The organism is Microbulbifer mixtoriginis (SeqCode) (genome assembly GCF_052466765.1).
Window position 1 is genome coordinate 3103109 of sequence record NZ_CP174289.1, and the last position, 17564, is coordinate 3120672.

Here is a 17564-nt window from a genome sequence, read left to right on the forward strand (position 1 = left end):
TTTAAAAACAAGGATGCTTATGCTGCGCAATTTATTGCTTTCTTGCTGCATGGTTGTGTCATCTACGGCTGCTGTTGCCGCCAATGAACACACCGCTTTGCAAGCACCCGTTCTCAATCTGCCGACAGGTCCGGGCAGTATCTCCGGGCTCGGTGAGGCTTTCACCCCTAATTTAAATACCGGCACCAGTTCACGCCTAGTGAACTTGGCTGTGCCCCCTGGGCGTAATGGACTGGCTCCGGATGTATCACTGGAATACAACAGCGGGTTTGGTAACGGGCTATTAGGACTGGGGCATAAACTGGTTATTCCCTATATCCAGCGTCAAACAGACAAGGGCCTGCCTAATTATTCAGAGTGGGGTCAGGCTGATCGGCAGGATAACGACCGCGATGGTCGCACCGATGAGTTTGATGAGTTTGATACGTTTATCAATCACCTGGGCGAAGAATTAGTTCTGGTGGAAGACGGTGTTTATCGCACCAAAAATGCCAGCGATTTTGCTCGCTACGAGCGTCTGTCGAAGGGTTGGCTGGTGACTCAATCCAACGGCCTGCGTTGGTATTTGGGGCAAGACTCTAATAGCCGAGTCAGTGGCAACAACGGCACATCGGTATTCTCCTGGTATCTAGAGGCGGTAGAAGATACCCATGGCAATCGTATCGACTATCAATATCGCAAGTTGGATGATGGCGTTCAGATTTATCTGGACAGGATTCAATATAATACGAATGGCGATATGGCGGTGCAGTTTCACTATGAAGACCGCCCTGACGTCCTAACAAATTATAAAGCGGGTTTTGAGATTAAAACCGCTTATCGCTTGCAGCGCGTGGAAACACAATTTGCCGGGCGCCACTTACGTAAATACGAATTTTCCTATCAGCCGCTAACGGAATGGCAAAGCCTCTCCTTGTTACAGGAAGTCCATTCCAGTGCAGGCGAGGGCGAATCTACGGTAACCCTGCCACCAGTACGCTATGGCTACACCCACTATCAGCAGGATCAGGTGTTTATGTCACCGATGCCGGCTGCGAGTCAGGTACCACTGAATAACCCCGACGTCGCCTTCTTGGATATTAACCGGGATGGTTTGCCAGATGTTGTTAACACGGCACCGAATAAAGACGTCTACTGGCTTAATTTAGGTCCAGGGGACGATGGCCTGCCGCAATGGCAGAGCTATCGCGAAATGAATACTTTCTCCACCAGTCGTATTTCCTATGATGCCGTCACCTGGGCTGATATCGACGGTAATGGTGCAGTGAATATGCTGCAGTATGGCTCGGGCAGTACACACTATTTCCACCTGGATAATAATCATAGTTGGCAGTACAGCGGCGCTATAGATGGGCTGCAAATCCCCCTTGATAGCCCCCATGTGGATATGCTGGATATCAACAATGACAAACGTATCGATGTCTTTGCGACGATAACCAATAGCAGCGGTAAGGTTTTATCCCATGTGGTGCAGCTGAACCATCCCGATGGCTGGTCACAGCCTATTCAATTGCCGATGCCCACAGGCACCGCAGCTATGCGTTTGGGTGATCCCAATGTCTTTCTTCGGGATATGAACGGAGATGGTCTGCCTGATCTGGTTTGGGTTAGCAATGGCTACGCGGCTTACTACGCTAACCGTGGCCTGCAGGGTTTTGCTCCCGCAGTAGTGTTTGCCAATAGTCCCGATACGTTACACAACCTCAAGAATGTTCGTGTTACTGATATCAATGCCGACGGCCGCGCTGACCTGGTGTATCTGAATGGAACCCATGTATCCATCTGGCTTAACCAGGGCCTGAACAGCAACCAACATCAATTAGCCCAATTTAGCCAGCCACAACTGATCCAGGCCCAAGGCAATGTTGCTCCCGAAGAGGTGCGCCTGGTCGATATTAATGGTAACGGCTCTACGGATATTGTTTGGTACAGCCCCGGTCGCGGTGCTAATACTTTTTATTTCGCAGAGCTATTCCCCAATGAGCAACCGAATCAGCTAAAAACGATCGACAATGGCCTGGGTGCATTGACGACCCTGGAGTACGGCTCTGTTGTCGAGGAGATGGTGAGAGACCGCGAGGGTAACAGCCCCTGGTCGCAGGGTATCCCTGTGGCAATGCAGGTACTTAAGCGCGTTGTTGTGGATGATGGCCGCGGTGGTGAACAGCAAACCACCGAGATGGATTACTGGGACGGCTTTTACGATGCTGCCGATAAAGAATTCCAGGGCTTTGCACACAGTGAAGAGCGTCGCGTGGGCGATGCCAGTACCCCGACACTGGCAACCCGCTACGAATTCCACCTGGGCCAAAAAGCCGATGGCACCGAACAGGAAGCCCTACAGGGCAAGATCAAACAAATAGAAACCCGCGATGCCTTCGGCGGAATTTTCTGGCGAGAGGAAAATCAGTGGGAGTTGCGCCAACTGCTGTCCGGTTATGCCGAGGAAAGCCGCAAAGTCGAGTTTGCGGCTATGACCGAACGCCAGCAGCATATGCTGGAGCGGGGCAGTGGTACCCCAGTGACCCTTGCCTGGGAGTATGACTACGATAATTACGGCAATACCACTTATATCAAAGAGCTGGGCCGTACCGATGGCAACTGGCAGGATGAGCGTATTACCCAATTGCGCTTCAGTGCGGAATCCGCCTCTGCACAGGGCCACTGGTTCCTGCACCTACCGCTAGAGCGCAAGGTTACCGACCTATCGGGCCGCGCTGTGGCCAAAGAGCAGTGGTTCTACGATGATGAAAGTTTCTCCGCAGGTAATTTAGGCGCGGTCTCCAAGGGCAACCTGACCCTGCGTCGACTCTGGCACGATGCTGAGAGTGCAGATGCCTATGTTGCCGCAGAGCGCCACCGCTACGATGCCTTCGGCAACCGCATTCAAAGTTATGACCCCTTGTGGGACGCCAACACAGGCCACCAAACCAAAGTCACTTACGACTCGCAATATCACACCTTCCCAACAGAAGTGGGTTTGCATACCGGCAGCCGCTGGCTCACCGCTCGTGCGGGTTATGACAAGGGCCTCGGTGTACTTACCGACTACACCGATTTTAACGGGCAGCAGACTCAATATGGTTACGACAGCCATGGACGCCTCACCGCCATGGCCAAGCCAGGGGACAGCCTGCAACTCCCCACGGTTGAGTACGATTACCAACTGGCGCAGATGGTGGATGGTCACCGTATCAGCTGGGTAGAGACTCGCCAGCGCGAGCGGAGTGGTGCTAGCGGTACCATCGACAGCCGCCGTTTTTACGACGGTCTGGGCCGCACCCTGATGGTGCGCAGTGAAGCCGAGCAACCGGGGCAGGTTGTGGTCAGCGATCACAGTAACTTTAATGCGCGCGGCCAGGTAGTGCAGACCGCACTGCCTTACTTTGCCCAGGGGCTCGCCTATCGCGCTAATGATAAAGGTCAGCACCACCGACAATATCTTTACGACGCCCAAGGGCGTACCCAGGAGGTTTATCAGCCCTATACCGCGCAAAGTGGGGAAAGTGTCTTCAATCGCATCACCTATTTGCCCATGGCACAGATGCTGGAAGATGAAGAGCAAACTCGTGCGAACAGTGTTCACCATGGGGCCGCCAAAAAACTGGTGTTTGATGGCCTGCAAACGGCGCAGGGTGAATACCGCCTGAGGCAAGTGGATGAAATTGTTGGAGCCAATACCCAGGGCGGCATCGGTGGTGCCACCTGGTCCACCTATTACGACTACGACCTCAATGGTAATTTTACCCGCCTGCAGGATGCACAAAATAATGTGCGCACCATGCACTACGACGACCTGGGGCGCATGCGCTTCTTGGACGACCCCAACCGCGGACAGCGCTGGCAGTACTTTGACGATGCCGGCAACCTGCTGGCCACCCGCGATGCCCTGGGGCAGGAGCGGCACTATCGCTACGACGGCGCCAACCGTCTCTTTGCCGAGTATCAATTATCGCCGCGAGGAGAAGCTCCCAGCGGCGCAAATTGGCAACCGGGCTTGCAGCTGGGCTCCACCTCACCGGTAGTCAGCTACCAGTACGACCAGCGCGGCGAAGAGGGCGGTGCCTTCCTGCTTGGGCGCCTGGCTAAAGTGACCGACCAAGCCGGCTTCGAGCAATGGGGTTATGACGCACGCGGTCGAGTGGTACAGCGCCAGCGCAAGATCATCGGCCCGCAAATTAACAGCCCCCTCTACACCACGCGCTTCGCCTATGACAGTGCCGGGCGTATGACACAGCAGTTCTACCCCGACAATAGCCGGGTGAACTTCGAATACAACACCCGCGGCCTGCTCGAGCGCATCCCGGGAGTGGTGGAACGCCTGGACTATACCGCCAATGGTGTTTTGCAGCACCAAGGGCTGGCCAATGGTGTTGAAACTGATTGGGGCTTTGACGAGCGCCAGCGACTGGCTGGCTTGCGCACCCAGCGCAGCGGGGACGCCCTGCCACTGCAACAGTGGGATTACCGTTTTGATGCCGTCTCCAATGTACTCGGTATCGACGACAAACGCCCCAGCGACGCTCTCGCCGCAATGGCTGCCGAACTCGGCGCAACCAGTGCCCAGGCAGCCTCCCTGGCAAAAAATATTGTCTACAGCTACGACGATGTCTATCGCCTGACCGGCGTTGCCGACGATATCGAGCAGGTTTATTACAGCTACGACAAAATCGGCAACCTGCTGCAAGTGGGTCGCGCGAGTGTCGACCTGGCAGATATGGCTACCGCTGGAAATACCCAGATCACAGATCTGCGTTATGGCGGCAGCAATGACAATGGCAACACTGGCGCCTCCAACCGCAGCAGCCGTGGCAGCCTGCCTGGACCCCAAGCGTTGAGCTGGGCTGAAGGCCTGATTGAATACGATGACAACGGTAATCGTACGCAAGCCGGCGACCAGGCCTACCACTGGGACCACGACCAGCGCCTGACTTACGCCGGTAATCAGCAAGCCGCTGACCAGTACGGTTATGACTTTAAACACCAGCGCCGCTTTAAAATCACCGAACGTACAGGCGGAGCTCGCAGCGTCACTCTGTATATCGACGGAGATAGTGAAGTACGTGATGGCAAATTACTGAAGTACATCAGTGTTGGCCAGAAACGTATTGCCCGCAGTGACCAGAGTGGAGAAGTGTTCACGCCGACTGAGTATTACCTGCACACGCACGTAGGTTCTACCGACCTGACTCTGGATAAGGCTGGCAAGATCATTAATGCCTTTATCTATAAGTCTTACGGCGAGCTGGAAAATGTCTTCGGTGATAGTACCGCAGCACCTTACCGCTATGCGGGCAAAGAGCTGGATGAGTCCACGGGTTTAGGTTACTTCGAACGACGTTACCTGCAGTCTGACTTTGGTACCTTTATCAGCCCGGATCCGGTGCTAAATCACTCGGGACGTTTTACGGATCCACAGCGTTGGACGCCTTATCGCTATGCGCGGAATAATCCAATTAATTATGTGGATCCCAATGGTGAAACGGCTATTAGGCAGTATAACCAAAGCAATAACTCCTCAGCACAAGTAAGTAGTGGTATGTCGGTTAGTTATTCCAGTGGTAATGGAGTTGCCCGTGATGGTTCAAGCGGGGGAGGAAGCAAAGGTACACATGGGGCTTTGAAAAATAATTCTCAAAATTTAGGAAATGGGTTGCATAAAAATTTGAAAGTAGGGCAAGAGGCTAGTGAAAAGGGGCTACATGAGAATTTGGAAATGGGACCAAAAGAAGTAGAAAAAAAACAGATCACTCGTCCTAAACAGTGTGGAGCAGGCGTCGTCACGTGTAAAGCAAATGGAACAGGTGGCGCAACAACTCCGCCTGATCATCCTAGATGGCCAGGGACAGGTTATACAAAAGACGGCAGAAAAATTGCTTTATATACTTGCTCTAATAGTGGAGGACAGTGTTCATTTCATGCTCCAAGCGGTGGTAAGAATGTATACGGTGCCGTCTTAGAAACAACTGTTACAAGAAGTGGTGATCTTTCTACTCATGCTACAGGATTGAAATCTTTCACAGTGGATCCTTCGCCTGGATTTTTGGAGGAATATTTTGGTGTGAAGCCATCTGACTTTGTGGAAGAGTTGCGGGCTAACCAAAAAGTTCAGTAGGGGGTTTTATGTGGTTTTTCTTAGAAAAAATTAGTTTAGCTTCGCACCTATTAACGGTGTTGATAATTCTACTTGGGGGGGGGTATTGGGTTCGGAAGTCATTAAACCGTTTCTCAGTGACAGGCTTGCTAGGTGCTTTTTTACTGTCTATTTCAGTTGGCTTAAGGTTTTATTTACCTGAGATTGAGTCTATTGATTTGGGGTACAAGAAGCCATTGTCGGGTAGTCCAATTGTGTGGGTGATATATATGTATGGATATAATATTGGTTTGTTTGTTTTTTGCTTATCTGTTTTTTGTGGTGTGATAAGTAAAGGTTGTAAAAAGGATTTTATTGGTGGGCTTTGATTAAATATTTGGGCTTAGCTGTAGGCGCTGATTAAAAATAATTGGCGCTTATGGCTTTGGAGGTTTTTGACCTTTTCGTAGTTATTGTTTAGTTGTTATACGTTGTCAAAGCTTATTGGCTTTGTGTCTATGTAAATCATAGTAATTTGGTTTTTAAAATGTTGACTCTTGTTCGTAACTTTTTTGTGCTGCAGGTTTTAAGTGCCAGTGCTATTGCTTATGGGTCTGCCCTGAGCGGGCCGAGCACAGATACTGATGGGAAATATTCCTTGTCATATAAGTCTGTAGCGCCACTTGGGATAATGGGTGTATATCTAAAAGAGTATAAAAATGGAACTTTTACTCGGAATATTTCATTAGACTATGGGTTTTCCAGTTCAAACTCTACTAAATCTGTAACCGTTTCTTCTGCCGGTAAATACTTTTATGAGTATTGGCATGAACACTGTACTCCAGATATTATCTCCCCTGATGATTGGGAAGATAAAGTTACATCTTGCCCTGCTTCCCGATTCAATAGGGTTAAGTTAGGCACTCATACCGTTAACGTTATATTTCAACCAGCAGCGCCCTCCAGTATCAATTACGGCACTTTCGATAGTGATGGGGCTTACAAGGTTAGCTGGTCTTCCAGTACTGGTGCAGGCCGGTATGAGCTCTACCGTAGGGTAAATAGTGGCTCCTGGAGCAGGGTTTATAACGGTTCTAAAACTAGCTTTGATGAAAGTGGCCGCTCTAGTGGTAACTACCAATATCGTGTACGAGCCTGTAACACCGCAAAGAATTTATGTGGTGCTTATAAGAACGGCGGAACCATAAAGGTAGAGCTGACTCCATCAACCCCAACCTCTATCACTGTTCCCAGTTATACCTCCTCTAGTAGCGTTAGCATCAGCTGGGCTGCCAGCAGCGGGGCTACTCGCTACGAGGTACAACAGCGCAAGGATAACGGCAATTGGTCCGGCAATATTTATTCTGGTTCATCCACCAGTACAACGGTTTCTTCCCTGAGCCATGGTAGTACTTACCGCTTTAGAGTGCGGGCCTGTAATAGCACTTGCTCTGGCTATCGAGAAAGTAAAGATTTAGAAGTCTATTTCCGTCCTGGCGTACCAACACCTAAATTAAATACCACCACCAGCCTCGATGGTAAATATACTGTCAGCTGGAATACCAAGCAGTTTGCCACCAGTTATCAGTTGGTCGATGGCAGTGGCTCCACTCTGTACAATGGTTCTGGTTTAAGTAAGAGTTTCTCTGGTGTTAGCAATGGCTCTTATAGCTATAAGGTTCGCGCTTGTAATGCCAAGGGCACTTGCTCCAACTACTCCTCGTTAGTAACGGTTAAAGTCGATCGCGCTGTTGGTGTGCCCGTAGCCTCAGCTTCGCCAACCAACAGCTGGGATGGCAAGGTCAAGCTTAGCTGGAGCGAAGTTAAAAAAGGCGGTCTTACCGTTGAATATCAAGTGGTAGACAGTGCAAATAAGCAGCTTTATCGCGGCACTGCACGCAGCTACCAGCTGAGTAACTTGCAAGACGGGCGCCACTGCTACCGGGTACGTGCACTGACCTCAACAGATCAGTCCAACTATTCACCGGAAGCTTGCGCCACCGTAGCGTTGCTGAAGCCACCTGTAGCGCCTAGTTATATCACTGTGCCTTCCTCTACCGGTGAAGCTTATACCGTGAGCTGGCCATCAGTTGCCGAAACTGATAGTTATCTGCTGCAGCAACGTATGAATAATGGCAGCTGGAAAACCGTGTATAACGGTGCTGGCAATAGCTATAAATACAATGCCTCTCCATTAGTATTCGGTACGCACGATTATCGTGTACAGGCCGCGAACAAAGCGGGCTCTTCCGACTTTAGTAATACCTTCACGGTAACGATGGAGCTGGATCCCACGGTACAGATTCGCAAGCAGCTGTACTACAACGAAGCCGATCAGGTACCTGCGGCCCAGGAAAATCCTGCCCAGGGTATTTTCTCCCGGGATAGAGCGGCCTTCCGCTACCTGGATCTGATGTATATCGTTGATACCAACACCAATACGGTGATTAACCCTTACGCCAGTGGTGAAGCCACGGTTGAGTTTTCCAGCCTGTATGACACTGCCGAGCGTAACCGTGCCACAGATGTGGAAGCGTTTATTTTTGAGCAGCTCACTCATCATCCCAACAATGAAAACCTGCAACGTTTCACGCTGGATGTTTACTACGATCGCGCGGTAGCGGAAATGATCCTGGCTAATGAAGCCCTGGATAATGCCCGTATTAGCCGCCTGCGTAACGAAGCGGTAGAGGTCGAAGTTGGCCATATAGAAACTGCACACCAGTTGTTGAAGGATGCCCTGGAGCAGTACAACTCCCTGCTGACCTATGCACCGGAGTTTTTAGCACAATGGGGTCCCTCCCGTGGTCAAATTAGCCCCCGCTACTACGACCCCAACGACCTGGCACAAAAAGATGTAACCCCAGCAGAATTACTGTTCACCGGGTACAAAGATGTCACCATGCTCTATCAGCTGATGAGCAAATTGGCTTCTACTAAAGTGCAGCAAGCGCGTCTGGCCGTCGTTGCCGGACAGACCAATACCACCCTGCTGGCACAAATGGTTGACGAGATGAATACGCTGCGCAGTGAGTTGATTGCCAAAGAGCAATCATTGCGTGCGATCTTCCCGAATACCGACTTCACCCAGGTGCAAGGTTTCTCTGGTCTGCCCGAAGCGGTGTATGCATGGCAAACCCATCTCAGCGATTTGGAAAACTCCGTGAGCTGGCTCACGGGCGAAACCAATATTCTGGGCCTGCCGCAGGACTCAGTGTTGCTAGTACAGGGTTACGGTATTGATGGCAACACCGTGTTTGATTCCTTCAATGCACTGAGTGACTTCCTCGGTAATGACAGCAGTGGCCCTATTGCCACTGCACAGAATAGTCTCGCCGCCGCAAAAACCAGCTACGAGAACTACCGCCACAGTGCCGACAAGCTGGCCACGGAATATACCGACCGCCACCAGCAGTTGGGCAACTGGCTGTACAGCCTGTTGGGCTTGGAATTCCCAAGTAACTGCTTTGCCGAGGACTGTGTGATTGTCACGGAGGATGCGCAGAACGGTAGTGAAATTTCTCTGCAGGCGAACAATATCGATATTGCGGAAATTGCACTGAGCAACAACCTGCAGCGTATGGAAGACCTGCTGAGTGCGATTGAAATCGAAATCGAGCGACGTGCGGAGGAAGAGGGAATCGTCGACGGCATGTCGAAGATCATCCTGGATTACGGCTCCAAGCAGGTTTCAATTAAGCAGCAGATTGCCAAAATTCGCAAAAAGGCGGAACAGTCTAGAAAGCGGGGTAGCCTGTTTAAAGGGATTGTGAAGTCGGTAGCAGCTATCGTGAGTCAAAATTGGGCTCAACTAGCGCAAACGGTAAAAGAAACCGCAGAAACCGTTGCTGAGCACAACCGCAATATAAAAACGATTAAAGATATTGGTAAATTGGAGGCAGAGAGCGCCCGCCTAGCGGCGGAAGAGCGCGCGACCTTAAACGACAGCTCAAATAGACTACTGGGTGTGGAGAGTAAGGCTCGCGTGCGCACTATGTGGCTGGAAGCAAATACCATTGCGCTGGATATTGCCCAAGCGGAAGCTACGGTTGAGCAGGAAGTGGAACGTTTGACTGGCATGCTGAATCAGGCACAGCGGGTTATGAACCAGATGTTCACTACTAATGCCAATCTGGCTGAGCGTTATTTTGCCGATCCGATCCATGCCAGCCGCCTGACGACTGAAGTACTGCGTGCGGAGCGTTACTTTGAAGAAGCACAGAAGTGGTTGTTCTACACGGCCAGTGCCCTGGAATACAAGTGGCAGGAATCTTTTGTGGGTTCAGTCACTGGCTTCAGAAAGGAAAGTATTTTCCGTTTGCGCAATGGGCAGGAGCTTAGAGATTTCTATAGTGAGCTTTTGGCTTTCGATCAACTCCATAAGCTTGGAAGCATAGAGCAGGCGACGGACACCTTCTCTCTGAAGGATGATGTGTTTGGCTATGTAGATAATATCAACGGTATTGCACAGACCTACGTTCATCCGGATCCGGCTCAACAAGGCGGTCCGCGCTTAAGCCCGCAGCAAGCCTTGCAGGAAAAGCTGCGCCTGTTGTCGCGTAAATACGGCAGTGATACCTGGGTAACTGTGGAATTTAGTACGGTGAAAGAATTACCGCGCAGTAACTTCTTCCTGGGGCCAGTTATTGCCGACAACGGTGATTTGTCTTGCTTGGCAACTGGTGGTAATTACCTGGATAAAATTGAAACCGTTGGTCTTAATATCCCCCTTGCATATAGCGTTAGTGGTGAAACCGAAACGCCTGCATTTTTGACTTATGGGGGCACTAGTTTCCTGCGTAGTAAAACTCCGGGAACTCTGGTGGAAAATGCGGATGGAGTCGGTATTCAGGACGAGTTTATAACTCATAGCACTCGATTCTGGGATGCCGTTGAGGGAACTGGGCTGGCGTTCAGAAATAGCTACCGTGTTTCTATGTCTGCAAACTTGGATGTGCTTAATAGTGGCACTGGTTCAAATTCCACGATTACCAGTGCGTTTAAAGAACGCAGTGTCGCCGCTACTGGCTGGCGCTTGTCACTCAAGCTGGCAGATCGCTATGGCTCATTGGTAGATCTCAATGCGGTTAAGGATGTTGAGTTGATCTTTAACCATCGTTTCAAGCCGAGAAATGTTGATAGCTGTGGTGATGATGATATTGGTCCACTGTTACTACTGCGCGAGCCGGTAGTCCATTAACTCTCTTTTTTAATGCCTAATAATTAGAGTATTAATTCGGCAACCGAGCAGTAATCATACTGCTGGGTTGCCGTCTTTATTGAAGATTATTTTTTACAGCATGACTCACGCTGGAGTCTATCGATAAATACTACGAGTCTTTAAAGTGTTTTTTGAGGAAACACTGATTTTAAAAACAAGGATGCTTATGCTGCGCAATTTATTGCTTTCTTGCTGCATGGTTGTGTCATCTACGGCTGCTGTTGCCGCCAATGAACACACCGCTTTGCAAGCACCCGTTCTCAATCTGCCGACAGGTCCGGGCAGTATCTCCGGGCTCGGTGAGGCTTTCACCCCTAATTTAAATACCGGCACCAGTTCACGCCTAGTGAACTTGGCTGTGCCCCCTGGGCGTAATGGACTGGCTCCGGATGTATCACTGGAATACAACAGCGGGTTTGGTAACGGGCTATTAGGACTGGGGCATAAACTGGTTATTCCCTATATCCAGCGTCAAACAGACAAGGGCCTGCCTAATTATTCAGAGTGGGGTCAGGCTGATCGGCAGGATAACGACCGCGATGGTCGCACCGATGAGTTTGATGAGTTTGATACGTTTATCAATCACCTGGGCGAAGAATTAGTTCTGGTGGAAGACGGTGTTTATCGCACCAAAAATGCCAGCGATTTTGCTCGCTACGAGCGTCTGTCGAAGGGTTGGCTGGTGACTCAATCCAACGGCCTGCGTTGGTATTTGGGGCAAGACTCTAATAGCCGAGTCAGTGGCAACAACGGCACATCGGTATTCTCCTGGTATCTAGAGGCGGTAGAAGATACCCATGGCAATCGTATCGACTATCAATATCGCAAGTTGGATGATGGCGTTCAGATTTATCTGGACAGGATTCAATATAATACGAATGGCGATATGGCGGTGCAGTTTCACTATGAAGACCGCCCTGACGTCCTAACAAATTATAAAGCGGGTTTTGAGATTAAAACCGCTTATCGCTTGCAGCGCGTGGAAACACAATTTGCCGGGCGCCACTTACGTAAATACGAATTTTCCTATCAGCCGCTAACGGAATGGCAAAGCCTCTCCTTGTTACAGGAAGTCCATTCCAGTGCAGGCGAGGGCGAATCTACGGTAACCCTGCCACCAGTACGCTATGGCTACACCCACTATCAGCAGGATCAGGTGTTTATGTCACCGATGCCGGCTGCGAGTCAGGTACCACTGAATAACCCCGACGTCGCCTTCTTGGATATTAACCGGGATGGTTTGCCAGATGTTGTTAACACGGCACCGAATAAAGACGTCTACTGGCTTAATTTAGGTCCAGGGGACGATGGCCTGCCGCAATGGCAGAGCTATCGCGAAATGAATACTTTCTCCACCAGTCGTATTTCCTATGATGCCGTCACCTGGGCTGATATCGACGGTAATGGTGCAGTGAATATGCTGCAGTATGGCTCGGGCAGTACACACTATTTCCACCTGGATAATAATCATAGTTGGCAGTACAGCGGCGCTATAGATGGGCTGCAAATCCCCCTTGATAGCCCCCATGTGGATATGCTGGATATCAACAATGACAAACGTATCGATGTCTTTGCGACGATAACCAATAGCAGCGGTAAAGTTTTATCCCATGTTGCTCAGTTAAATCACCCCGATGGCTGGTCGCAGCCTATTCAATTACCTATGCCAGCGGGCACCGCGGCTATGCGTCTGGGCGATCCCAACGTATTTCTCCGGGATATGAACGGCGATGGCATGGCGGATCTGGTCGGGGTTGGCAATGGCTATGTTGCCTATTTTGCCAACCGCGGTCTGCAGGGTTTTGCACCTGCTGTCGTATTTGCCAATAGCCCCGATACACTACACGATCTCAACAATGTTCGTATTAGCGATATCAATGCCGACGGCCGTGCTGACCTGGTATATCTGAATGGAACCCATGTATCCATTTGGCTTAACCAGGGCCTGAATAGCAACCAACATCAATTAGCCCAATTTAGCCAGCCACAACTGATCCAGGCTCAAGGCAATGTTGCCCCTGAAGAGGTGCGCCTGGTCGATATCAATGGTAACGGCTCCACGGATATTGTTTGGTACAGTCCCGGCCGTGGTGACAATACCTTCTACTTCGCCGAACTGTTCCCCAATGAACAACCGAACCAGCTAAAAAGTATCGACAATGGCCTGGGTGCACTGACAACCTTGGAGTACGGCTCTGTTGTCGAGGAGATGGTGAGAGACCGCGAGGCTAACAGCCCCTGGCCACAGGGTATCCCCGTGGCGATGCAGGTGCTAAAGCGGATTGTTGTCGATGATGGCCGCGGTGGCGAACAGCAAACCACCGAGATGGATTATTGGGACGGCTTTTACGATGCTGCCGATAAAGAATTCCAGGGTTTTGCGCACAGTGAAGAGCGCCGTATGGGAGATGCCAGCACCCCGACACTGGCAACCCGCTACGAATTCCATCTGGGCCAAAAAGCCGATGGCACCGAACAGGAAGCCCTGCAAGGCAAGATCAAACAAATAGAAACCCGTGATGCCTTCGGCGGAATTTTCTCGCGCGAGGAAAATCAGTGGGAGCTGCGCGAACTGCTGTCCGGTTATGCCGAGGAAAACCGCAGGGTAGAGTTTGCGGCTATGACCGAACGCCAGCAACATCTGCTGGAGCGGGGCAGTGGTACCCCCGTGACCCTTGCCTGGGAATACGACTACGATAACTACGGTAATACCACTTATATCAAAGAGCTGGGCCGTACCGATGGCAACTGGCAGGACGAGCGTATTACCCAATTGCGCTTCAGTGCGGAATCCGCCTCTGCACAGGGCCACTGGTTCCTGCACCTACCGCTAGAGCGCAAGGTTACCGACCTGTCGGGCCGCGCTGTGGCCAAAGAGCAGTGGTTCTACGACGATGAAAGTTTTTCCGCTGGCAACTTAGGTGCAGTCTCCAAGGGCAACCTGACCCTGCGCCGACTCTGGCACGATGCTGAGAGCGCAGATGCCTATGTTGCCGCAGAGCGTCACCACTACGATGCTTTTGGCAACCGCATTCAAAGTTATGACCCCCTGTGGGACGCCAACGCAGGCCACCAAACCAAAGTCACTTACGACCCGCAATATCACACCTTCCCCACGGAAGTGAGTTTGCATACCGGTAGTCGCTGGCTCACCGCTAGTGCGAGCTACGACAAAGGTCTGGGTGTACTTACCGATTACACCGACTTTAACGGACAACAGACTCAATATGGTTACGACAGCCACGGGCGTCTCACTGCAGTGGCCGAAGCGGGGGACAGCCTGCAACTCCCCACGGTCGAGTACGATTATCAACTGGCGCAGATGGTGGATGGCCACCGCATCAGCTGGGTAGAAACACGCCAACGCGAACGGAGTGGCGCCGGCGGTACCATCGACAGCCGCCGTTTTTACGACGGCCTGGGTCGTACCCTGATGGTGCGCAGTGAAGCCGAGCAGTCGGGACAGGTTGTAGTCAGCGATCACAGTGATTTTAATGCGCGGGGGCAAGTAGTACAGACAGCGCTGCCTTACTTTGCTCAGGGTCTCACCTACCGTGCCAATGACAAAGGTCAGCACCACCGACAATATCTTTACGACGCCCAAGGGCGAGCCCAGGAGATCTACCAGCCTTATACCGCGCAAAGTGGGGAAAGTGTCTTCAGCCGTATCACCTATCTGCCCATGGCACAGGTGCTGGAAGATGAAGAGCAAACCCGCGCGAACAGCGTTCACAATGGCGCCGCCAAAAAACTGGTGTTTGATGGCCTGCAAACGGCGCAGGGCGAATATCGCCTGAGACAAGTCGATGAAATTGTTGGAGCCAATACCCAGGGTGGCATCGGTGGCGCCACCTGGTCCACCTATTACGACTACGACCTCAATAATAATTTTACCCGCCTGCAGGACGCGCAAAATAATGTGCGCACCATGTACTACGACGACCTGGGGCGCATGCGCTTCTTGGACGACCCCAACCGCGGACAGCGCTGGCAGTACTTTGACGATGCCGGCAACCTGCTGGCTACCCGCGATGCCCTGGGGCAGGAGCGGCACTATCGCTACGACGGTGCCAACCGTCTCTTTGCCGAGTATCAATTATCACCGCGAGGAGAATCTCCTGCCGGCGCAAACTGGCAACCGGACTTACAGCTGGGCTCTACCTCACCGGTAGTCAGCTACCAGTACGACCAGCGCGGCGAAGAGGACAGTGCCTTCCTGCTTGGGCGCCTGGCCAAAGTGATCGACCAAGCCGGCTTTGAACAGTGGAGTTATGACGCGCGCGGCAGAGTCGTACAGCGCCAGCGCAAGATCACCGGCCCGCAAATTGACAGCCCCCTCTATACCTCGCGCTTCGCCTATGACAGTGCCGGGCGTATGACACAGCAGTTCTACCCCGACAATAGCCGGGTGAACTTTGAATATAACGCCCGCGGCCTGCTCGAGCGCATCCCGGGAGTGGTAGAGCGCCTGGACTATACCGCCAATGGGGTTTTGCAACACCAAGGGCTGGCCAATGGTGTTGAAACTGATTGGGGCTTTGACGAGCGCCAGCGACTGGCTGGCTTGCGCACCCAGCGCAGCGGGGACGCCCTGCCACTGCAACAGTGGGATTACCGTTTTGATGCCGTCTCCAATGTACTCGGTATCGATGATAAACGCCCCAGCGACGCCCTCGCCGCAATGGCTGCTGAACTCGGCGCAACCAGTGCCCAGGCAGCATCCCTGGCAAAAAATATTGTCTACAGCTACGACGATGTTTATCGCCTGACCGGTGTTGCCGACGATATCGAGCAGGTTTATTACAGCTACGACAAAATTGGCAACCTGCTGCAAGTGGGTCGCGCGAGTGTTGACCTGGCAGATATGGCTACCGCTGGAAATACCCAGATCACAGATCTGCGTTACGGCGGCAGCAATGACAATAATAACAACGGCGCCTCCAACCGCAGTAGCCGTGGCAGCCTGCCCGGCCCCCAAGCGTTAAGCTGGGCCCAAGGCCTGATTGAATACGATGACAACGGTAATCGTACGCAAGCCGGTGACCAGACCTACCACTGGGACCACGACCAGCGCCTGACTTACGCCGGTAATCAGCAAGCCGCTGACCAGTACGGTTATGACTTTAAACACCAGCGCCGCTTTAAAATCACCGAACGTGCAGGCGGAGCCCGCAGTGTCACCCTGTATATTGACGGAGATAGTGAAGTACGTGATGGCAAATTACTGAAGTACATCAGTGTTGGCCAGAAACGTATTGCCCGCAGTGACCAGAGTGGAGAAGTGTTCACGCCGACTGAGTATTACCTGCACACGCACGTAGGTTCTACCGACCTGACTCTGGATAAGGCTGGCAAGATCATTAATGCCTTTATCTATAAGTCTTACGGCGAGCTGGAAAATGTCTTCGGTGATAGTACCGCAGCACCTTACCGCTATGCGGGTAAAGAGCTGGATGAGTCTACGGGGTTAGGCTACTTCGAAAGGCGCTATCTACAGTCTGACTTTGGTACCTTTATCAGCCCGGATCCAGTGCTAAACCACTCGGGACGTTTTGCAGATCCGCAGCGTTGGACGCCCTATCGCTATGCGCGGAATAATCCGATTAACTATGTTGATCCAAAGGGTGAGTCAGTAGTTAAACTGGCTGTGACTGCTGCAAAACTAGCATTTAAAGCTTACAGGCAATTCCGTAAGACCGGAAAACTGGATGCCAAGTCTTTGAAAGAGGTTGGTCTTGATGAGTTAGTAGGGGTTGCGGACGACCTGAATACAATATTCCTCGATGGCAAAGCGGGTTTTGGAGATAAGCTTGGTGCTGCTTCAGATGTATTGCTTGGTACGGAGTTTAATGATGGAGAGTTTAGTGACTTGAGGGGGCTGGGGAAACCTACGAGAAGCCTAAAGGCTCCAAAGGCCACAAGAACTGTAGAGGCCACAGAGGCAACAAAAGGTTCAGAGCGGGTTTACCATCGTCTGGGAGACCCTAAGGAGAGTATTGAAGCAATTGCTAAGAGTGGTGAACTTAGGGGGAATGCACCAAGAAACACTTTTGCAAGTGATATCCCAAAGGTACAGGCTTATGAAGGACCGTTACCCGCTAATGCAAAAGGCTTTGAGTTTACTACTCCTGCAACACCGGATAGGGGACATGTGCCGGGTAAACCTACCTGGTCAGGTAATGGACATAACCCAGATGTTAAAACTGTTGATGATCAAGCCATTATTTCCTGTAATGTAACCAAGATTAACTGTTAATTTTAGGATTAAAA

General features: G+C 51.4%; 4 protein-coding genes. All 4 read left to right on the forward strand.

Features of this window, described 5'->3' with window-relative positions; all coding sequences use genetic code 11:
- Positions 1–19: 19 nt before the first annotated feature.
- The 4 genes from ACJJIV_RS13665 (at position 20) to ACJJIV_RS13680 (ending at position 17550) form a co-directional block, all read left to right on the forward strand.
- Positions 20–6115 (forward strand): toxin TcdB middle/N-terminal domain-containing protein, encoded by a 6096-nt coding sequence (locus ACJJIV_RS13665; RefSeq protein ID WP_444889305.1) that lies wholly within the window; start codon positions 20–22, stop codon positions 6113–6115.
- An 8-nt stretch (positions 6116–6123) separates the two neighbouring features.
- Entirely contained in the window at positions 6124–6462 is a 339-nt protein-coding gene (locus ACJJIV_RS13670; RefSeq protein WP_252083428.1) for a hypothetical protein, read from the forward strand.
- Positions 6463–6620: 158 nt separating this feature from the next.
- Positions 6621–11273 carry a fibronectin type III domain-containing protein gene (locus tag ACJJIV_RS13675; protein WP_444889306.1) on the forward strand — a complete coding sequence of 1551 codons (4653 nt, stop codon included), beginning with the start codon at positions 6621–6623 and terminating at the stop codon, positions 11271–11273.
- Between the two features lie 187 nt (positions 11274–11460).
- The gene (locus ACJJIV_RS13680; protein WP_444889307.1) at positions 11461–17550 is read left to right on the forward strand and encodes a toxin TcdB middle/N-terminal domain-containing protein; all 6090 of its coding nucleotides are present in this window, start codon (positions 11461–11463) and stop codon (positions 17548–17550) included.
- The last annotated feature ends 14 nt before the right edge of the window (positions 17551–17564 follow it).

Bases quoted from the DNA above. Each gene is read 5' to 3' on its own strand.
- ACJJIV_RS13665 (WP_444889305.1), top strand. From the start codon at position 20: ATGCTGCGCAATTTATTGCTTTCTTGCTGCATGGTTGTGTCATCTACG.
- ACJJIV_RS13670 (WP_252083428.1), top strand. From the start codon at position 6,124: ATGTGGTTTTTCTTAGAAAAAATTAGTTTAGCTTCGCACCTATTAACG.
- ACJJIV_RS13675 (WP_444889306.1), top strand. From the start codon at position 6,621: ATGTTGACTCTTGTTCGTAACTTTTTTGTGCTGCAGGTTTTAAGTGCC.
- ACJJIV_RS13680 (WP_444889307.1), top strand. From the start codon at position 11,461: ATGCTGCGCAATTTATTGCTTTCTTGCTGCATGGTTGTGTCATCTACG.